The sequence below is a fragment of the Cryptosporangium sp. NPDC048952 genome (assembly GCF_043197895.1).
In the GTDB taxonomy this organism is placed as follows: Bacteria; Actinomycetota; Actinomycetes; order Mycobacteriales; family Cryptosporangiaceae; genus Cryptosporangium.
Genome location: NZ_JBICTY010000005.1, coordinates 726,849 through 745,918, shown reverse-complemented (window position 1 = coordinate 745,918; position 19,070 = coordinate 726,849). Strand labels below are relative to the sequence as shown.

The 19,070-nt window shown below is 68.9% G+C and carries 18 protein-coding genes; 2 read left to right on the top strand and 16 right to left on the bottom strand.

Features of this window, described 5'->3' with window-relative positions; all coding sequences use genetic code 11:
* Nucleotides 1–963: 963 nt before the first annotated feature.
* From tyrS to infC, 15 genes are all read right to left on the bottom strand, one after another.
* Nucleotides 964–2,235 (bottom strand): tyrosine--tRNA ligase, encoded by a 1,272-nt coding sequence (gene tyrS, locus ACGFY5_RS30285; RefSeq protein WP_392725024.1) that lies wholly within the window; start codon nucleotides 2,233–2,235, stop codon nucleotides 964–966.
* Nucleotides 2,228–2,887: a DNA-3-methyladenine glycosylase gene (locus ACGFY5_RS30280; RefSeq protein WP_392725022.1), complete on the bottom strand. Its 660-nt coding sequence runs from the start codon at nucleotides 2,885–2,887 to the stop codon at nucleotides 2,228–2,230. The genes tyrS and ACGFY5_RS30280 overlap by 8 nt, the downstream gene beginning before the upstream one ends.
* Nucleotides 2,826–4,259 carry an argininosuccinate lyase gene (gene argH / locus ACGFY5_RS30275; protein WP_392725082.1) on the bottom strand — a complete coding sequence of 478 codons (1,434 nt, stop codon included), beginning with the start codon at nucleotides 4,257–4,259 and terminating at the stop codon, nucleotides 2,826–2,828. Before argH ends, ACGFY5_RS30280 begins: the two co-directional genes overlap by 62 nt.
* Nucleotides 4,250–4,777 carry an arginine repressor gene (locus ACGFY5_RS30270; RefSeq protein ID WP_392725020.1) on the bottom strand — a complete coding sequence of 176 codons (528 nt, stop codon included), beginning with the start codon at nucleotides 4,775–4,777 and terminating at the stop codon, nucleotides 4,250–4,252. Before ACGFY5_RS30270 ends, argH begins: the two co-directional genes overlap by 10 nt.
* Entirely contained in the window at nucleotides 4,774–5,697 is a 924-nt protein-coding gene (argF, locus tag ACGFY5_RS30265; protein WP_392725018.1) for an ornithine carbamoyltransferase, read from the bottom strand. The genes ACGFY5_RS30270 and argF overlap by 4 nt, the downstream gene beginning before the upstream one ends.
* On the bottom strand, nucleotides 5,694–6,854 hold the full coding sequence (locus ACGFY5_RS30260) for an acetylornithine transaminase (protein ID WP_392725016.1): 1,161 nt from the start codon (nucleotides 6,852–6,854) through the stop codon (nucleotides 5,694–5,696). The genes argF and ACGFY5_RS30260 overlap by 4 nt, the downstream gene beginning before the upstream one ends.
* Nucleotides 6,851–7,738: an acetylglutamate kinase gene (argB, locus tag ACGFY5_RS30255; protein ID WP_392725081.1), complete on the bottom strand. Its 888-nt coding sequence runs from the start codon at nucleotides 7,736–7,738 to the stop codon at nucleotides 6,851–6,853. Before argB ends, ACGFY5_RS30260 begins: the two co-directional genes overlap by 4 nt.
* An 11-nt stretch (nucleotides 7,739–7,749) precedes the next feature.
* Nucleotides 7,750–8,901, bottom strand: coding sequence for a bifunctional glutamate N-acetyltransferase/amino-acid acetyltransferase ArgJ (gene argJ / locus ACGFY5_RS30250; protein ID WP_392725014.1), 1,152 nt, complete (start codon nucleotides 8,899–8,901; stop codon nucleotides 7,750–7,752).
* Nucleotides 8,898–9,926: an N-acetyl-gamma-glutamyl-phosphate reductase gene (gene argC / locus ACGFY5_RS30245; protein ID WP_392725080.1), complete on the bottom strand. Its 1,029-nt coding sequence runs from the start codon at nucleotides 9,924–9,926 to the stop codon at nucleotides 8,898–8,900. The genes argJ and argC overlap by 4 nt, the downstream gene beginning before the upstream one ends.
* 678 nt (nucleotides 9,927–10,604) lie before the next feature.
* Nucleotides 10,605–13,100 carry a phenylalanine--tRNA ligase subunit beta gene (pheT, locus tag ACGFY5_RS30240; RefSeq protein WP_392725012.1) on the bottom strand — a complete coding sequence of 832 codons (2,496 nt, stop codon included), beginning with the start codon at nucleotides 13,098–13,100 and terminating at the stop codon, nucleotides 10,605–10,607.
* Nucleotides 13,100–14,170: a phenylalanine--tRNA ligase subunit alpha gene (gene pheS / locus ACGFY5_RS30235; RefSeq protein ID WP_392725010.1), complete on the bottom strand. Its 1,071-nt coding sequence runs from the start codon at nucleotides 14,168–14,170 to the stop codon at nucleotides 13,100–13,102. The genes pheT and pheS overlap by 1 nt, the downstream gene beginning before the upstream one ends.
* 194 nt (nucleotides 14,171–14,364) lie before the next feature.
* Nucleotides 14,365–15,207, bottom strand: coding sequence for a TrmH family RNA methyltransferase (locus ACGFY5_RS30230; RefSeq protein WP_392725078.1), 843 nt, complete (start codon nucleotides 15,205–15,207; stop codon nucleotides 14,365–14,367).
* Nucleotides 15,204–15,593 carry a 50S ribosomal protein L20 gene (gene rplT, locus ACGFY5_RS30225; protein WP_035850667.1) on the bottom strand — a complete coding sequence of 130 codons (390 nt, stop codon included), beginning with the start codon at nucleotides 15,591–15,593 and terminating at the stop codon, nucleotides 15,204–15,206. The genes ACGFY5_RS30230 and rplT overlap by 4 nt, the downstream gene beginning before the upstream one ends.
* A gap of 79 nt (nucleotides 15,594–15,672) precedes the next feature.
* Nucleotides 15,673–15,867 carry a 50S ribosomal protein L35 gene (gene rpmI / locus ACGFY5_RS30220; RefSeq protein WP_035850665.1) on the bottom strand — a complete coding sequence of 65 codons (195 nt, stop codon included), beginning with the start codon at nucleotides 15,865–15,867 and terminating at the stop codon, nucleotides 15,673–15,675.
* 82 nt (nucleotides 15,868–15,949) lie between these two features.
* The gene (gene infC / locus ACGFY5_RS30215) at nucleotides 15,950–16,528 is read right to left on the bottom strand and encodes a translation initiation factor IF-3 (RefSeq protein WP_392725077.1); all 579 of its coding nucleotides are present in this window, start codon (nucleotides 16,526–16,528) and stop codon (nucleotides 15,950–15,952) included.
* 228 nt (nucleotides 16,529–16,756) lie between these two features.
* Between infC and ACGFY5_RS30210 the strand changes: the two genes are divergently transcribed.
* Both ACGFY5_RS30210 and ACGFY5_RS30205 read left to right on the top strand, forming a co-directional pair.
* Nucleotides 16,757–17,122: a DUF1844 domain-containing protein gene (locus ACGFY5_RS30210; protein ID WP_392725007.1), complete on the top strand. Its 366-nt coding sequence runs from the start codon at nucleotides 16,757–16,759 to the stop codon at nucleotides 17,120–17,122.
* Between the two features lie 4 nt (nucleotides 17,123–17,126).
* Nucleotides 17,127–17,912, top strand: coding sequence for an arginase family protein (locus ACGFY5_RS30205; protein WP_392725005.1), 786 nt, complete (start codon nucleotides 17,127–17,129; stop codon nucleotides 17,910–17,912).
* Here ACGFY5_RS30205 and ACGFY5_RS30200 read toward each other — a convergent pair.
* Nucleotides 17,901–19,061, bottom strand: a complete 1,161-nt coding sequence (locus ACGFY5_RS30200) for a M23 family metallopeptidase (protein ID WP_392725003.1) — start codon at nucleotides 19,059–19,061, stop codon at nucleotides 17,901–17,903. The two genes, ACGFY5_RS30205 and ACGFY5_RS30200, sit on opposite strands and share 12 nt — an antisense overlap.
* Nucleotides 19,062–19,070 lie beyond the last annotated feature (9 nt).

Below are 19,070 nucleotides of genomic sequence, written 5' to 3'. Positions count from 1 at the left end.
TTCAAACACACTGTTGAGTTCTCAAACAACACACGCGCACCGGATCCGCTCGTCAGAGCCTCACTCAGGGCTTGTCCTGCGTTTCTTACTGTACCTGGTTGGTTTCGCTTGAGCAAATTCGCTCTGCGGCCTTTCCTGGTACCTAAGAATGCTTTCCTGCTCGCCTTATCGGCTCGCATTCTTGCGATTCCTAGCGTACCCGGTCGAATTCCTACCGCCAAATTCGCGATATTCGTTCTTCCTGGTACTGCGACGTTGCGGAACCGCGCCGCCAGGGCGCAGTTTCGGTCGGTCATTCCAGCGTATCCGGTCGAGTTCGTAGTGCCAAATCGGCTCTACTTCGCCCGGGCGCAGCGTTGTCCACCGGCTTGCACCGGTTGATTCGGCTGCTTTCCCGCGGGCCGTCCACTCCGGCGCTTGCGCGTCCGGCTCGTGTCCGTCTCCCCTGCGGGCCCGACGAAATCTACGCGGCTCCCGCCAGTTCTGCAAACCCGCCCGGACGTGTCCCGCGCCACACCCCGTCGTGCTCACCCTGCGAAGTCACCACAGCGCAGAGCGCTCCGATCAGCGGCCCGCTTCGCGGCGGCTACCCGGGCCTACGTCCCAGCGCCCGCTCCACCCGGCGCGATCCCTTCCTCGCACGTGCCAGCCTGGCGCGAAGCCATCCCGCACACCGCCAGCTCGACGCGACGCCGGCCCTGCACCCTCTGCTCGGCTCGACGCCAGCCCCGCACCGCGTCCGCTCGGCTCGACGCCGGCCCTGCACCTTCTGCTCGGCTCGACGCCAGCCCCGCACCGCGTCGGCTCGGCGCGATGGCGCCGTCGCGACGAGGGCGACGGATGCTCGTAGTGAGCGGGGTGAGGACCCCTCCGGTACCGACCTCGGACGTACCGCGCGTAACGCGCGGCACATGGCGCGCGGCAGGGGCGGAAGGGACTGACGCGCGCCAGGCAGGCGTAGATCTAAGAAGTGACCTCGACCCCGGCGATGGTGCGCTTACCGCGGCGGAGCACCAGGTACCGGCCGTGGAGCAGTTCCTCCCGTGCGGGAGGGGCCTCACCGTCGGTGACCTTCGTGTTGTTCACGTAGGCCCCGCCCTCCCTGACGGTGCGGCGGGCGTCGGAGAGGCTGGAGCAGAGTCCGGAGGCCTGGAACAGGGCGGTGACGGACGGGAGCTCGCCGCTGACCTCGTGCAGGCCGGCTTCGGCCAACGCGGCGCGGAGGGTGTCGGCAGGCAGGCCACCGAGGTCACCGCGACCGAAGAGGGCGCCACTCGCGGCGGTCACGGCAGCGGTCTCGTCGGCGCCGTGGACCAGCGTGGTCATCTCTTCCGCGAGCCGGCGCTGGGCCAACCGGGCCGCGGGGCGTTCGGCGACCGCGGCCTCGAGGTCCTCGATCTCCTTGCGGTCGAGGAACGTGAACGTCTTGAGGCGGCTGACGACGTCACGGTCGTCGGTGTTGAACCAGAACTGGTACCACGCGTAGGGGCTGGTCAACGACGGGTCGAGCCAGACCGAGCCACCGCCGGTGCTCTTGCCGAACTTCTCGCCGGTGGCGTTGGTGAGCAGCGGGAGCGTGAGGGCGTGCGCGGGGCCGCCGTCGTTCGCTGTGACGCGGCGGATGTAGTCGAGACCCGCGGTGATGTTGCCCCACTGGTCGTTGCCGCCGATCTGGAGGCGGCAGTTCTGGTCGCGGTAGAGCTGCAGGTAGTCGTTGGCCTGCAGGAGCTGGTAGCTGAACTCGGTGTAGCTCAGGCCGCCGGAGTTGATGCGGGCGGAGACGGACTCGCGCCCCATCATCTGCGTGACCGGGAAGTGTTTGCCGACGTCGCGCAGGAAGTCGAGCGCGGAGATGTTCGCGGTCCAGTCGAGGTTGTTCGCGAGGATCGCGCCCTGCTCGAAGTCGACGAACTTGGCGAGCTGCGGGCGGAGCTTCTCGACCAGCTCGCGCACTTTTTCCGGCGTGTTCAGCACTCGCTCGCTGGAGCGGCCGCTGGGGTCACCGATGAGTCCGGTGGCACCGCCGGCGAGGACGATCGGGCGGTGCCCGGCCTGCTGGAAACGGCGGAGCGTGAGCAGCGGGACGAGGTGGCCGGCGTGCAGGCTCGCGGCGGTGGGATCGAAACCGGCATAGACCGTGAGCGGGGCATCGTCGAGTGCCCTGCTCAGGGCCTCTTCATCGGTGGTCTGTGCGATCAGACCGCGCCAGCGTAGTTCGTCGAGGAAATCACTCACGCAGAGCATCATTCCGTATCGCCGGGGCGCGCGGCGAACGCCTATACGGGCTGACGGTCGGGTCGCCGTCGATCCAGAAGCGCCACGGGGTGTCGGCGCCCTGGGAAACGCCGGTGCGCGGACCGCTCCGGATGACGGGTTCCGGGTCTTTCCTGTCCAGCAGAACGAGCGGGCCCTTGCCGTCGAGGAGGTTCGTACCGTCGGCGGCGCGGTCGATGCCGAGGGTCTTGGTGAGGCGGGCGGGGCCGCGGGCGAGATCCCGGTGTGCCACGCTGCGGCCGCGGCGGGCCTCGTCGACGCCGTCGACCACCTCGCCCGCGCGCAGGAGCACTGCCGCCGCGACGCCGACCGGGCCGCACGTGATGTTGACGCACCAGTGCATGCCGTAGCTGAAGTAGACGTACAGCGTGCCGGGGCCTTCGAACATGCTCGCGTTCCGCGCGGTGCGGCTGCGGTACGCGTGGGACGCGGGGTCACCGGCGGTGCCCGCGTAGGCCTCGGTCTCGGTGATGCGCAGCGTGACGCCGTGTGCGCGCACGTACCGCCCGAGGAGCGCCGGGGCGGCGTCCTCGGGCGGTCCGGCCAGGATGTCAGCGAGGGACAACGTTCTCCTGTGCCCAGGTGGTGAACTCGGCGATCGTGGTCTTGGCATTCGTCAGCTGGACCGCGACCGCTTCGGGGCCGGTGGAGCCCGGCGTCGTGCGGGCTTTCAGGGCACCCTCGACCGAGAGGACTTGGCGGACCGACGGGTCGAGGTGCTGGCTGACCTCGGCCAGGTCGTCGTCGGTGAGGTCGTCGAGTTCCTGGTTGCGCTGCGCGGCTTTGGCGACCAGCGCTCCGACGATCTCGTGCGCGTCGCGGAACGCCACTCCCTTGCGGACGAGCCATTCGGCGACGTCGGTCGCGAGCGCGAAACCGGTGGGCGTGCTCGTGGTGAGCACCTCGGTGTGGACGGTCATCGTCGCGATCATTCCGGTGAGCGCCGGGAGGAGCAGGCCGAGCGTTTCGACGGCGTCGAACACCGGCTCCTTGTCCTCCTGCAGGTCACGGTCGTAGGCGAGGGGGAGCGCCTTGAGCGTGGCGAGCAGACCGGTGAGGTCACCGATCAGGCGGCCGGACTTGCCGCGGGCGAGCTCGGCGATGTCCGAGTTCTTCTTCTGCGGCATGATCGAACTGCCGGTCGCGTAGGCGTCGTCGAGCGTGACCCAGCCGAACTCCTGCGACGTCCACAGCACGACCTCCTCGCCCAGGCGGGAGAGGTGGACGCCGACCAGCGCGGCGATGAAGAGGAATTCGGCGGCGAAGTCGCGGTCGCTGACGGCGTCGATGGAGTTTTCTGCTGACTTTTCGAAGCCAAGCTCTTTCGCGACCGTCTCCGGGTCGAGAGGCAGACTGCTTCCCGCGAGCGCGCCGGCGCCGAGCGGGCTGACCGCGGCACGCTTGTCCCAGTCGGTGAGCCGGTCGAGGTCGCGGAGCAGCGACTGCACGTGCGCGAGCAGCTGGTGGCTGAACAGGATCGGCTGTGCGTGCTGCAGGTGGGTCATGCCGGGGGCCGGGGTCGTCTGGTGCTCTTCGGCTTTGTCACGGAGGGCGGTGGCCAGATCCGTCAAGCCTTTGGCGACGCCACGCGCGTGGTCGCGCAGGTAGAGGCGCAGGTCGGTTGCCACCTGGTCGTTGCGGCTGCGACCGGCGCGCAGCTTGCCACCGAGCGCACCCAGCCGCTCGAGGAGACCGCGCTCGAGGGCCGTGTGCACGTCCTCGTCGTCGATCGTCGGGGTGAAGACGCCGTCCGCGCAGTCCTTCTCGAGCTCGGTCAGTGCCTTGAGCATGAGCTGGAGCTCGTCGGCGGTGAGGAGCCCGGCGCGGTTCAGGACACGCGCGTGGGCGCGGGACCCGGCCAGGTCGTACGGGGCCAACCGCCAGTCGAAGTGGACGCTGACGGAGAGCCGTGCCAGGGCCTCGGCGGGGCCACCGGAGAAGCGGCCGCCCCAGAGGCGGGTGGTTTCGGTGTCGGTCACTGAGATTCCTTGACGAGGTTTTCCGCGCCGGTGCCCCGTTGATGGGCCCAGTCGAGGACTTTGGCGGCGAAGGCTTCGCCGCCGTCGGTCTCGCGGGTGATGACGAGGATCGTGTCGTCACCGGCGATCGTTCCGATGATGTCAGGCAGGCCCGATCGGTCGAGCCCCGAGGCAAGGAACTGCGCGGCGCCGGGCGGTGTACGGAGCACCACGAGGTTGCCGCTGGCCTCGGCGCCGGTGAGCAGCTCCTGGAGGCGGCGGATCAGCTGATCGGGCGGGCTGACCGACGGCCGCATCGGGGCCGCCCCTTCTTCCGGTAGGACGTAGGCGGCCGGTGACCCGTCGGCGCCGCGGAGTTTCACCGCGCCGAGTTCCTCCAGATCGCGCGAAAGCGTGGCCTGGGTGACGGCCATTCCGTCATCGGCGAGGAGCCGGGCCAGCACGGTCTGGGACGGGATCGGCGTCGAGCGGACCAGTTCACTGATCCGGGCATGGCGCGCCGCCTTGGTCACCGGGTTGCTCATCGTCGTTGCTCAACCAGCCAGGTCAGGAGGGCCTTCTGGGCGTGCAGGCGGTTTTCCGCCTGGTCCCAGACCGCCGACTGCGGCCCGTCGAGGACGTCGGCACTGATTTCGTTGCCACGATAGGCGGGGAGGCAATGCAGCACGATCGCGGTGTCTTTGGCGGTTTTCAGAGCGTGCTGATCGATCCGATAAGGCGCGAGGGTGGCGAGGCGCTCTGCGCTGCTCGCGGTTTCCTGGCCCATCGACACCCAGGTGTCGGTGGCGAGGATGTCGGCGTCGTCGGCCGCTGCTTCGGGGTCGTCGGTCACCGTGATGCTGCCGCCAGTGTTCTCGGCGATTTTCGTGGCGCGCCCGACGATCGCTTCGTCCGGTCGTTCGGGTCCCGCGACCCTGACGTGGAGGCCCGCTACGGCCCCGCCGAGAAGATACGAGTGCGCCATGTTGTTCGCGGCGTCACCGAGGTAGGCGAGCGTGCGGCCCTGGATCTCGCCGAACCGCTCCTTGATCGTGAGCAGGTCGGCCAGGATCTGGCACGGGTGGAACTCGTTGGTGAGCGCGTTGACGACCGGCACCGCGCTGACGCTCGCCATCGCCTCGACGCGGTCCTGGCCGAACGTCCGCCAGACGATCGCGGCGCACTGCCGGTCGAGCACGCGGGTGGTGTCCTCGATCGTCTCGCCGCGGCCGAGCTGGCTGGTGCCGGAGTCGAGCACGAGCGGGTAGCCGCCGAGTTCGGAGATACCGACCGCGAAGCTCACCCGTGTACGGGTACTCGGCTTGTCGAAGACCACCGCGACGCTCTTCGGGCCTTGGAGCGGCGTGTATCCGTGCCGATCTTTTTTCATTTCCTCGGCCAAGCGAAGGACCTGACTCTGTTCGTCAGGGCTGAGGTCGTCGTCAGCGAGGAAGTGGCGGGTCATTTCGTGCTCTTCTCGAGTGCTGCCGGGAGGGCCGCGAGGAACGCGTCCGCCTGGTCGTCGGTGAGGATCAGCGGCGGGGCCAGTCGCAGCACGCCGGGGGCGATCGCGTTGACGAGGAAGCCGGCTTCGGCGAGGGCTGCTTCGGCGGCTTTCGCGATGTCTTCTTTCAGGACGATGCCGAGGAGGGCGCCGGAACCGCGCACTTCGGCTACTGCCTGGTGGGTGATCCCGTTGCGGAGCCGCTCACCGAGGTGCTTGGCCCGGGCCAGGAGATCGTCGTTCACGATCGTGTCCAGTACCGCGAGGGCTGCCGCGCAGCAGACCGGGTTGCCGCCGAACGTGGAGCCGTGGCTGCCGGGGCCGAATAGCGCCGCGGCGTCACCGAACGCCAGCGTGGCCCCGAGCGGTAGCCCCCCGCCCAGTCCCTTGGCGAGCGTGACGACGTCGGGCTGGATGCCGTCGGCCTGGTGCGCGAACCAGTAGCCGGTGCGGCCGATGCCCGTCTGCACTTCGTCGATCGTGAGCAGTGCATTGTTCTTGTGGGTGATGTCGCGCGCTGCGGCGAGATAACCGGGCGGCGCGGGGACGACACCGCCTTCGCCGAGCGCTGGCTCGAGGATGACCATCGCGGTTTTGTCGGTGACCGCTGATTTAAGGGCTTCGACGTCGCCGAACGGGACGTGGGTGACGTCACCGGGCAGCGGAAGGAACGGATCCCGCTTGCTGGGCTGGCCGGTAAGTGCGAGTGCGCCCATGGTTCGGCCATGGAAACCGCCCTCCGCAGCGACGATGTGCGTCTTACCGGTGCGCCGGGACAGCTTGAACGCGGCCTCGTTGGCTTCCGCGCCGGAGTTGCAGAAGTAGACGCGTCCGTCGCGTCCCGCTTTCTCCAGGAGACGCTCGGCGAGGGTCACGGCCGGGACGGTCGCGAACAGGTTCGACACGTGCCCGAGGGTGGCGACCTGCGCCGACACCGCCTCGACGATCGCCGGGTGCGCGTGACCGAGCACGTTCACCGCGATACCGGCGTACATGTCGACGTACTGGTTGCCCTGGTCGTCCCAGACGACGGCGCCTTCGCCCTTCACCAGTGCGGTGGACGGGGTGCCGTAGTTGTCCATGAGTGCGGCGCGCCAGCGGGCTTTCATCTCGCTCATGTGGACACCACCATCGTGCCGAATCCTTCCTCGGTGAAGATTTCCAGGAGCAGCGAGTGCGCGACCCGACCGTCGATGACGGTGGCCTGCGGCACTCCCCCGCGGACGGCCCGCAGACAGGCCTCCATCTTCGGGATCATGCCCGCCGACAGGGACGGCAGCAGCTTCTCCAAATCCTCGGTGCCGATCTGGCTGACCAGCGAATCGTGGTCCGGCCAGCGGGTGTAGAGGCCCTCGACGTCGGTGAGGACCACGAGCTTCTGCGCGCCGAGAGCGACCGCGATCGCACTTGCTGCGGTATCGGCGTTCAGGTTGTGCACCTGTCCGTCCACGTCCGGCGCGACCGTCGAGATGACCGGAATCCTGCCGGATTCGATCAGGTCCCAGACCGCTGCGGGATTGACGGTGGCGACGTCTCCCACCAGGCCGACGTCGACCTGCTCGCCGTCGACGGTGGCCGACCGCCGGGTGGCGGTCAGCAGGTGCGCGTCCTCACCGGACATGCCGACCGCGAACGGTCCGTGCTCGTTGATCAGTCCGACGAGTTCCCGCCCCACCTGCCCCACGAGCACCATCCGGACGACGTCCATCGTCTCGGGCGTGGTGACGCGGAAGCCGCCGCGGAACTCGCTGTCGATGCCGAGCCTCGTCAGCATGCTGGAGATCTGCGGGCCCCCGCCGTGCACCACGACCGGCCGCGCGCCGGCGTAGCGCAGGAACACCATGTCGGCGGCGAACGCGCGCTTGAGAGACTCGTCGGCCATCGCGTGGCCGCCGTACTTCACGACGACGACCGCGCCGTTGAACCGTTTGAGCCAGGGAAGCGCCTCGATGAGGACGCTGGCCTTGCGTTGAGCTGCCTCGATGTCCCGTGCGGAGAGCATGTGATCTGTGCTCACGAGGTATAGGCCGAGTTCTCGTGGACGTAGGCCAATGTGAGGTCGTTGGTGTGGACGGTGGCTGTGCTCGTTCCGGCATGCAGGTCGACTTCGAGGTCGAGATGACGCGGGGTGATGTCGGCTGTTTCGGCTTCGGGGTTCTTGGTGCCGTTGACGCAGGTCTTGACCCCGTTGAAACTCACGTCGATGCGGTCGGGGTCGAACGTGGCATCGGTGGTGCCGATCGCGGCCAGGACCCGGCCCCAGTAGGGGTCGTTGCCGAACAGCGCGCACATGAGCAGGTTGTTGCGGGAGATGCTGCGGGCGACAGTGACGGCTTCTTCTTCGCTGGCGGCGCCGGTGATCCGGATGGCGATCTCCTTGGAGGCGCCTTCGGCGTCGCCGATGAGCTGGCGGGCGAGGTCCTCGCAGGCTGCTGTGACCGCTTGGTTCAGTTCTTCCTGTGTGGGACTGGTTTTGGAGGCGCCGCTCGCGAGCAGGAGGACGGTGTCGTTGGTGGACATGCAGCCGTCGGAGTCGATGCGGTCGAAGGTCTTCTTCGTGGCGGCGCGGAGGGCGGTGGCGAGGGCATCCGCGTCGGCGACCGCGTCGGTGGTGAGGACGCAGAGCATCGTGGCGAGGGCAGGGGCGAGCATGCCGGCGCCCTTGACCATGCCGCCGACGACCCAGCCGTTGTTCTCGATCGTGACGGTTTTGGGGTGGGTGTCGGTGGTGAGGATGGCGGTGGCGGCGGTTTGGCCGCCGTCTTTGTTCGCAGCGCCGGCCGCAGCATCGATGCCTGGGAGGAGAGCGTTCATGTCGAGGCGTTCGCCGATGACGCCGGTGGAGCAGACCGCGACGTCGGCCGCGCCACAGCCGAGCCGCTCGGCGACACGCTCGGCGGTGGCGTGGGTGTCCTGGAAACCACCCGGCCCGGTGCAGGCGTTGGCGCCTCCGGAGTTGAGCACGACAGCGGTCAGCCGACCGGCCTTGAGGACCTGCTCGCTCCACAGCACGGGCGCGGCCTTGACACGGTTGGACGTGAAAACACCGGCCGCGGCGTCGAGCGGGCCGTAGTTGACGACCAGTGCCACGTCGGGGTCGCCGCTGGCCTTGAGACCGGCCGCGACGCCCGCGGCTCCGAATCCCTGCGCGCTCGTGACGCTCACGGTGCTACTCCCGTCATCGGCAGACCAGTGGTCTCGGGCAGCCCGAGAGCCAGATTCAGACACTGCACCGCGGCGCCCGCGGTGCCCTTCGTCAGGTTGTCGATCGCGGCGACGACGACGATCCGGTCGGCGTCCCCGTCGAACGCGACCTGGATCTGGGCGGTGTTCGCGCCGAGGGTGGCCGCGGTGGTGGGCCAGCGGTTCTCCGGCAGGAGTTGCACGAAAGGCTCGTTCTTGTACGCGTTCTCATACGCCGCACGAACGTTTTCCAGGGTGACGCCGGGCTTCGCGGGTGCGGTGCAGGTGGCGAGGATTCCGCGCGGGAGCGGGGCGAGGACCGGGGTGAAGGAGACCTTCACGGGCTCGTCGGCCGCCTTGCTCAGGTTCTGGATGATCTCCGGGGTGTGCCGGTGGGCGCCGCCGACGCCGTACGTGGAGAGCGAGCCCATCACCTCGGAGCCGAGCAGGTTCGGCTTGAGCGACTTGCCCGCGCCCGAGGTGCCGGACGCGGCGACGATCACGGCGTCGGGCTCGGCCAGGCCGGCCCGGTAGGCCGGGACGAGGGCCAGGCTCGCGGCGGTCGGGTAGCAGCCGGGGACCGCGATGCGTGTCGCTTTCGTGAGCTCGTCCCGGGCGCCCGGAAGCTCGGGGAGACCGTAGGGCCAGGTGCCGGCGTGGTCCGACTTGTACCAGCGCTTCCAGGCGAGAGGGTCGGAGAGGCGGAAGTCGGCACCGCAGTCGATGACGATGGTTTCGGCCGGGAGCGCGTTGGCGATCTCACCGGAGTGACCGTGCGGCAGCGCGAGGAAGACGACGTCGTGTCCTTGGAGGACGTCTTCGGACGTCGGTTGCAGGACCACGTCGGCGATCGGGGTGAGGTGGGGGTGGTGTTCGCCGACTGTCGTGCCGGCGTTGGATGCGGCGGTGAGGGCGCCGAGTTCGATGTGGGGGTGGGAGAGGAGGAGGCGAAGGAGTTCGCCTCCTGCATAACCGCTGGCCCCTGCTACCGCCGCGCGCACACCCACCATGTCCTCCATCGATCGGATCTACGTATGAGTATGCATCCTATCGGATTCCCATGCAACGCTCGTCCAACAAAGTGGCTAGGTTGAGCCGTCGAGTACGCTCTAGAGCACTATCCGACTACCAAATCGGACTATAATGGACACTAAATCGACTGGATCACAAAACCCCCGCCGCCGCCTTTTCCTCTTTACAGCCATCGGCGCGGTAGTCGCTGCACTTCTAATATGTGGCGGCGTAATAGTCATAATTGGGCTGGGGCGATTTCAAAAAGGTCAACAGCGGAGCGCACAAGGTGCGATCGTTGAGTATTTCGATGCAATACAGTTTCGAGATGAGAAACGACTCGCTAATGTGCTTTGCTCTGGCGAAGACCCGAGCACGCACATAAATCGGCTACAGGGCCGTCTGAGCGAAGCGGGCTTTAAGCCCCAAGCACTGTCATGGATACCCTCAGAGGCTGCACCAGCGTCCGGTGACAAGCATGTCATAAAAGGGATCGCAGATATCAGTGCGTCGAGGGCCGACAAGACCTTCGATATTCGGATCGGTTACCGGATAACTGTCGAAAAAAGTTATCTAAGTTGGTTTGTCTGCAAAGCAGATCAAACGACTTGACTAGGCACACTACCCCATTCTACGTGTGCGGCTCACATCGAATGTGAGCCGCACACGAGCAATTACGCCCGCAGGGTTGCGCCTTGGGTGGTGGTGGCTTGGGAGATGGCAGCGTCTCGGGCGTTGGTGGCTTCTTCGGCGGTCAGGGTGCGGTCCTGGGCTCGGAAGGTCAGGGCGAAGGCCAAGGACTTGTGGCCTTCGGCGACCTGGGAACCCGCGTACACATCGAACAACCGCACCGACTCCAGCAACTCCCCCGCCCCCTCGACGAGGGCCTTCTGCACCTCCGCCGACGGCACCGACTGCTCGACGACCAGCGCGACATCCAACAGCGCCGGCGGGAACGGCGAGATCACCGGAGCGATAGCCACCCGCGCCTCCGGAACCGCGGAAAGATCAAGCTCCATCGCCGCAGTCCGCGCCGGCAACTCCAACGCCGCCACGACCCGCGGGTGCAACTCACCCGCATGCCCCACGACCCGGCCGTCGACGACCAGCGAGGCACACCGCCCCGGATGCCACGGCGCCAACTCCCCCCGCCGCACCTCCAGCGAAACGCCGGCCGCAGCGGCCACGACCCGCGCCGCCTCGATCGCGTCCGCCCACGAGGCACCGCGACCCGGCCCCCACCACCCGGCGGGATCCCGGTCACCGGCCAGAACGACCGCCACGTGCCGCGGCTGCGACGGAACCGCCGCGTACAACGCCGAAAGCTCGTCGTCGGTCGGCCGCCGGTCGACACCCAACCGCGGCGCCGGCCCGGCACCGGACGCCGAGAACACGAGCCCGAGCTCATACAGCGCTACGTCCCGCTGACCACGCCCGATGTTGCGCTGCGCGGCCTTGAGCAGCCCCGGCAGCAGGCTCGTCCGCATTTCCGGCTCGGCGTCCGACAGCGGGTTCGCCAGCCGGAGCGCGGACCGGCGCGGATCGTCAGCGTCCAGGCCGAACGCGTCGTGGACGGTCGGCGACACGAACGGATAGCTCAGCACCTCGACGTACCCGGCCTCGGCCAACGCCCGCGCCACAGTCCGGCGGCGCCGCTGGTCGTCGGTGAGACCGGAGCTGGCCGGCGTCGGCGGCAGGATCGACGGGATGTTGTCGTACCCCTCGAGCCGCGCGACCTCCTCAACCAGGTCGATCGGGTCGGTCAGGTCCGGACGCCACGGCGCGGGCAGCACCCAGAACTCGTCCTCGCCGGAGGTGGTCACCGTGCAGCCGACGTCACGCAGCCGGCGCTCCACCACCGACCGCGAGTACTCGACACCGACGACCCGCGACGCCAGCCCCACCGGAAGGCGGATCGGCTCCACGGCCGGGCGCGCGTCCAGGTCCAGCACACCGGGCTCGGCCACCGCGCCGCCGTACTCGACGAGCAGGCGCACCGCGGCTTCGGCCGCGACCGCTGTCATCTCCGGGTCGACGCCACGCTCGAACCGCTTCGACGCCTCGCTCGGCAGCTTGTGCCGCCGGGCGGTGCGGGCGACCGAGACCGGGTCCCAGTGCGCCGCTTCGATCAGGACGTCGGTGGTGTCGGGTCCGATCTCGGTGGTCGCACCACCCATGACCGCGGCCAGCCCGATCGGGCCGGTGTCGTCGGTGATCAGCAGGTCTTCCGGGTCCACGGTGCGGTCAGTGCCGTCCAGTGTGGTCACCCGTTCTCCGGGTCGACCGCGGCGCACCACGATCGACCCGGTGACGCGCGACCTGTCGAACGCGTGCATCGGCTGGCCCAGCTCGAGCATCAGGTAGTTCGTGACGTCGACGGCCAGCGAGATCGACCGCACCCCGGCGGCCCGCAGACGCCGCGTCATCCACAGCGGTGACGGCGCGGCGGGGTTCAGCCCCCGCACGGCCCGTGCGTAGAACCTGTCGCACCCGGCCGTGTCCTCCACGATGACCGCGTGCGGCACGTCGTCGGACGAAGCAGGAACGGAAACCAGCGACGCCGGATCACGGAACGGCACGTCCAGCGAGGACGCCAGCTCCCGCGCCAGGCCACGCACCGAGAAGCAGTAACCCCGGTCGGGCGTGATCGCCAGCTCGAAGATGACGTCGTCGAGCCCGAGCACCGGCGCGGCGTCCGAACCCGGCACCACGTCCGCCGGGAGGTCCCCGGCCGTGAACGCCAGGATCCCGCTGTGGTCCTCGCTGATGCCCAGCTCGCGGCCGGAGCAGATCATCCCGTCCGAGACCTGCCCGTACGTCGTGCGCGCGGCGATCGCGAACCCACCCGGGAGCACCGCGCCGGGCAGTGATACCACGACGTACTCGGCGGTCGCCACGTTCGGGGCTCCGCAGACGATCCCGCGGCTCCCCGTCTCGTCGTTGTGCGAGGGGCCGACGTCGACGCGGCAGTACCAGATCGGCTTCTTGAAGCCGGTCAGTTCCTCGGCGGAGAGCACGCGGCCGATCACCAGCGGACCGGTGATCTCGGCCCCGGGCCGGTGGACGGCCTCGACCTCGAGACCGGCGCGGACGAAAGCGGTGTCGATCTCTTCGACCGAGCGGCCCGAGAGGTCGAGGTACTCGCCGAGCCAGGACACGGCGACGCGCATCAGATCTCCATCCCGAAAGCGGTCGAGAAGCGCACGTCGCCCTCGACCATGTCACGCATGTCGGTGGCCTCGTGCCGGAACTGCAGCGCACGCTCGAGGCCCATGCCGAACGCGAAGCCGGTGTACACGTCGGGGTCGATGCCGCACGCGATCAGCACGCGCGGGTTGACCATGCCGCAGCCGCCCCACTCGATCCAGCGTGGACCGCCCTTGGCGTGCGGGAACCAGACGTCGAACTCCGCCGACGGTTCGGTGAACGGGAAGTAGGACGGCCGCCACCGGGTGACCGCCTCCGGGCCGAACATCGACTTCGAGAAGTGGTCGAGCGTGCCGCGCAGGTGCGCCATCGTGATGCCCTTGTCGATGACGAGGCCTTCGACCTGGCTGAACACCGGCGTGTGCGTGGCGTCGAGCTCGTCGGTGCGGAACACCCGGCCGGGCGCGGCGATGTAGATCGGGGGTTCGCGGCGGTCGAGCATCGTGCGTGCCTGCACCGGCGAGGTGTGCGTCCGCAGCACCAGACCGCCCTCGGGCGGCTCGATGAAAAACGTGTCCATCATGGAGCGGGCCGGATGGTCGGGCGCGATGTTCAGCGCGTCGAAGTTCAGCCACTCGGCCTCGATCTCAGGGCCTTCGGCGATTTCGTAGCCCATGCCGATGAACAGGTCGCTGACCCGGTCGAACAGCGCGGCGACGGGGTGGCGCGCGCCGCGCGGACGCCGGTCGAACGGCAGCGTCACGTCGACGGTCTCTTCGCGCAGCACCCGCTCGTCACGCTCGGCGACCAGGACCGCCTCGCGGGCGTCGTATGCGGCTTGAATGGCCTTGCGGGTCTCGTTGACGCGGCGGCCGGCGTCGGCACGGGCCTGCGGCGGGAGCGCGCCGAGCTCACGGCGGGCCAGCGACACCGGGGCGCGGTCGCCGAGGTGCGCGCTCTTCGCGGTGTGCAACCCGTCCAGCGAGGCAGCGTCCGCGAACGCCTTCTCGGCGCTCACCACCGCGTCGCCGAGCGCGTCCTCGCTCAGGAGCGCGACCTGCTTGGGGTCGTAACTGTCGTTGGGTCCAGACATGCGAGTGGGGTTCCGTCCTCCGACTGATCGCGCGCGAGGGCACACACCACTACAGCGCGCGGGGTGATCAAGTACGGGCGGCTGTGCCGCAGCCCGCCGGGGTTCGGAGCGTCAGGCCCGACCGGCGGGCCGGCGAAACTCGTGCCGGTAGCGCACCGCTCGCCCCTCCTCGTACGTCGTGATTGCTAGGGACTCTAGCGGATCCGACGCAGCGCCCTCGCCGACGTGTACAGGCACACCGCAGCCGCGGCGGCCAGGTTCAGGCTCTCGGCGCGCCCGTGGATCGGAATCCGCACCCTGCGGTCCGCCAGCGCGGCCAACTCGGGCGGCAATCCCCGCGCCTCGTTCCCGAACACCCACGCCGTCGGCCGCGACAGCTCCCCGGCGTCGGCCAGGTCGTCGAGGTCGTCCTCGCCGTAGCCGTCCGCCGCCAGCACTTGCATGCCTGCGTTCCGCAGCGAGTCGATGGCGTCGGAAGCCGATACCCCGCGGACGACCGGCGGATGGAACAGGCTGCCCGCCGAAGAACGGACGCACTTCCCGTTGTACGGATCCACGCTGCCGTCGGTGAAGACGACGCCACCCGCGCCCGCGGCGTCCGCGGTCCGCAGTACGGTTCCCGCGTTCCCCGGGTCCTGGATCTCGGCCAGCACAGCCACGAGCGGTCCGGACACGGCGGACAGCGGCACGTCCAGGAACGAACACACCGCGACGAGCCCCTGCGGCGACACCGTCTCCGACAACCCCGCCATGCCCGCCTCGTCGACCGGGATCACCGGTACCGACGCGCTCGCAACAAGCTGCTCATAGCGTCGCAAAGCTGCAGTTGTGCCGAAGACCAACGACGGTGCACCCGGCGCACCGGGGGGAAGCGCGAGCGCTTCGCGGACCGCCTGCGGTCCCTCCGCCAGGAACTGACGGAGGTCGTCCCGGCGCGAACGGCGCGTCAGACGCCGAGCAGCAGCGACCCGAGGAGTCCGACCGCTCGCGAGCGGTGGATCCTCGGGTCGCGTCAAACGGTCGGAAGACCTGGTCAGGCTGCGTCCTCACGCGGCGCCGACGTGTCCTCCGGCAGCGCGGCCTTGGCCACGGCGACGATCGCCGCGAACGCGGCGGCGTCGTTGACGGCCAGATCGGCGAGAACCTTGCGGTCGATCTCGATCTCGGCGAGGCGCAGGCCCTGGATGAAGCGGTTGTACGTCAGACCCTCGGCCCGAGCCGCAGCGTTGATGCGAGTGATCCAGAGCTGGCGGAAGTCACCCTTGCGCGCCTTGCGGTCGCGGTAGGAGTACGTCGCGGAGTGGAGGAGCTGCTCCTTGGCCTTGCGGTAGAGCCGCGAGCGCTGGCCGCGGTAACCCTTCGCGGCCTCAAGGGTGGTCCGGCGCTTCTTCTGGGCATTGACCGCCCGCTTCACGCGTGCCACGGGTACACCTGTCCTTCTAGCGGTCGTCGTCCGGTCCCCGTTGTCGGGCGGCGACGATCAATGGTCAAGGGAAAAAGACTCAGATACCGAGCAGGCGCTTGATTCGCTTGGTCTCGGTCGGCGCGAAGTCGGTCGTGCCGTCCAGGCGACGCGTGCGGGTGCTGGACTTGTGCTCCAGCAGGTGGCGCCGGTTCGCCTTCTGGCGACGCAGCTTGCCGGTACCGGTCAGCTTCACTCGCTTGGCGGTGCCCTTGTGGGTCTTGTTCTTCGGCATCAGTTTTCCTTGTTCGATTACCTACTCAGGGCGTACCGGGGCGCGGCGCCCGTCGTCCGGGTGCCGCGCCTCCCGTTCCGCCTCAGGCGTCCGCTGGGGCGCCCGATTCCTCTGTCTCTTCCCCTGAACCGCGCTGACCAACGGTCTTCAGCGCGCGGTGCGGGGCCATCACCATGATCATGTTGCGGCCGTCCTGACGGGGCGACGACTCGACGAAGCCGAGCTCGGTCACCTCGTCGGCGAGCCGCTTGAGGAGCCGGAATCCCAGCTCGGGGCGGCTCTGCTCGCGACCACGGAACATGATCGTGATCTTGACCTTGTCGCCGGCCTTGAGGAACCGCACCACGTGACCCTTTTTGGTCTCGTAGTCGTGCGGGTCGATCTTCGGCCGAAGCTTCATTTCCTTGATCACGGTGAGGCTCTGGTTACGCCGCGCCTCCCGTGCTTTCTGCGCGCTCTCGTACTTGAACTTTCCGTAGTCCATGAGCTTGCAGACGGGCGGCCGCGCGGTGGGCGCGACCTCGACCAGATCCAAGTCGGTGTCCTGGGCGAGGCGCAGGGCCTCGGCAACCGGAACGATGCCGACCTGCTCTCCTTCAGGACCGACGAGACGCACCTCGCGGGCGCGGATCTGGTCGTTCACACGCAGCTCTACGCTGATGGGACCTCCTCGGACGTACTTCTAGTCGTGACCCTGCCGGTCCGAAGCCCCACAACACGTGAAGGCCCCAGCGCATGCTGGGGCCCACTCGACCGGTCTGTTGGCGTGTTTCACCACGTCAAACTCTGACCGGACCCTGCTGCCTTGCGGCTGCGAGGGTGGGAGCGGGGCTCCTCTTGGCTGCCACCCGCTGCGCGGACGGCTGGTCGTTCTGCCAGGGTACCAGGCATGAGTTCCGAACACCCAGCCAGCGACGTGCATTCCCTCGAACCGGACGTCCGCGACCTCGCGGAGATTCCCTCGGTCGAGGTGATCAGCCGCGCCGCCGTCATGCTGATGAGCGCCGCCGCCGAGCGCCTGGGGCTCGCGTCCGAGGATCCCGACTCCTCGCCCCACCGCGACCTCGACGAGGCCCGACGCCTGATCACGGCCCTCGCCGGCCTGATCATGTCGTCCGTGGAGTACCTCGGCGCGCACGCGGCTCCGCTGCGTGACGGCCTCTCCAGCCTGCAGCGGGCGTTCCGTGAGTCGTCGGTGATCCCCGACCCGCCGGGGCAGGGTCCGGGCGAGAAATTGACGGGCCCAGTTTATTGATCTCATGACCAACCGCGCCTGGGACCCCATCGTCACGCCCTGGCACCTCGACGAGCACCTTCCCGGTTTTCCGGTGCCGGCCGGCGCGACGGAGATGGCTTGGCCGTCCCTGCCGGCCGGCCCGGTCCCCGACCGGATGAGCCTGCTGCATCGGAACGTCGCCGACGCGGTTGCGCAGGTCGCCAGGCCGCTGCTGCTGTCCGGGGACTGCCCCACCGCCCGGGCAGCGGTGGCCGGATTACGGCACAGTCCCCGCGACCTGGCCGTGGTCTGGCTGGACGCGCACGGCGACTTCAACACCCCGGCCATCACGACCAGCGGCTACCTCGGCGGCATGGCGCTGGCCATGCTGACCGGCCGGACACCCGACCTCTTCGACGATGCGCTCGCGCCGGTCGCAGAAGCCCACGTGATTCTCTCCGACGCCAGGGACCTCGATCCCGCCGAGCGCGCCGCTCTGACCGCCAGCCAGGTCGTCCGCGTGCCCGCCGAACCGGCCGCCCTCGCCTCCGCCGTCGAGAAGCTCGGCCGAATGCCGGTCTACCTGCACCTCGACATCGACATCATCGACAGCGCGCAGCTGCCCGGGCTGCGCTTCCCGTCGGGCCCCGGACCTTCCCTCACCCAGATCGAGGAGTGTCTGGCCGCCGTCTGCTCCACCGCCGACGTGACCGGCGCCGGGATCGTCTGCGCCTGGCTTCCCGACCGCGTCGGCGACCGAGTCACCCGCGCGACGATCACCCGGCTTGCGGGAGCGCTCGGCGCCGATCTGGCCTGGTCATCGCTGTGACTCCCCCAGGGGCGCGCCGCGGGCCGCCATGAACGCGATCGGGTTCACCGCCTCGCCGTTGACGCGCGTCTCGAAGTGCAGGTGCGGCCCGGACGAGTTACCCGACGACCCGACCTTGCCCAGCGGCTGCCCGGCCTCCACCGATTGCCCGACCACGACGGCCGGCCGCTCGACCATGTGACAGTACCGGGTGGTCAGGCCGGTGGTGTGCGCGATCTCCACGTACCAGCCGCAGCCCTTGACCGCCGGACTGCCGTCGACATCGCAGTTCCCGGTCGAGGCGTTGCACTTCGAGGTGACGACGATCCCGGCGCTGGCCGCGTGGATCACCGTGTACCGCGGCACGATGATGTCGACACCGGCGTGACCGGGCCGGTCCGGCGTCCGGAAACCGCTACCCACGTGGCCGAGCGCCGGCACCGTCCAGCCCGCGCCGCTCACCTCACCCGGCGCCGGGCAGCGGATCGGGTCGCCCTGCTCTGCGACGACGCCGTTCGCGGCACCCTTCGTGATGCGGTTGACCAGCAGCGTCGCGAAACCCTCCCAGCGCGCGTAGGCCTCGGGGAACGCGGAGATCTGCACTGCCTGGGCCACGTCGGCCACCCGGCGCGCGTTCCAGTTCGGCGTCCGTAGGAGCTTCTCGTAGAACTTGGCCGACGCGTACGCCGGGTCGGTGAGCCGCTGGGCCGGCGAGCGGGTGTCGCTCGGGCTCGCCGGCGCGTTGCCCCAACCGCTGCTGGGCCGCTGCTGGAACAGTCCGACCGAGTCGTGGTCCGTGGCGACTGTGTAGTTGTGGAGCAGGCTTTCCTGGAGTGCGGTGGCCAGCGCGATCACCCATCCGCGCGGCGGCACCTTCATCTTCTGCCCGACACCGATGACCGTCGCCGCGTTCTGCAGCTGGTCGGCTGCCAGCCCGTCGATCTTGACGTTGTCGTCGACGCTGAAGCCCAGCGAGCCGCACCCTTGCTGGGCGTTCTCGGCCGAGTCGCGCATGCTCTGGACGACCGAGTTGAAGACCATCGGCGTGAAGCCGAGACAGAGCAACGCGCTGGCCGCCACCAGCGCGATGCCGATAACCACGAACTTCCGCAGCCGCGACTTACCCTCCGGTTGGGTCTCCTCCGCGTCCGGACGTAGATCGACAGCCATGGGGACGCC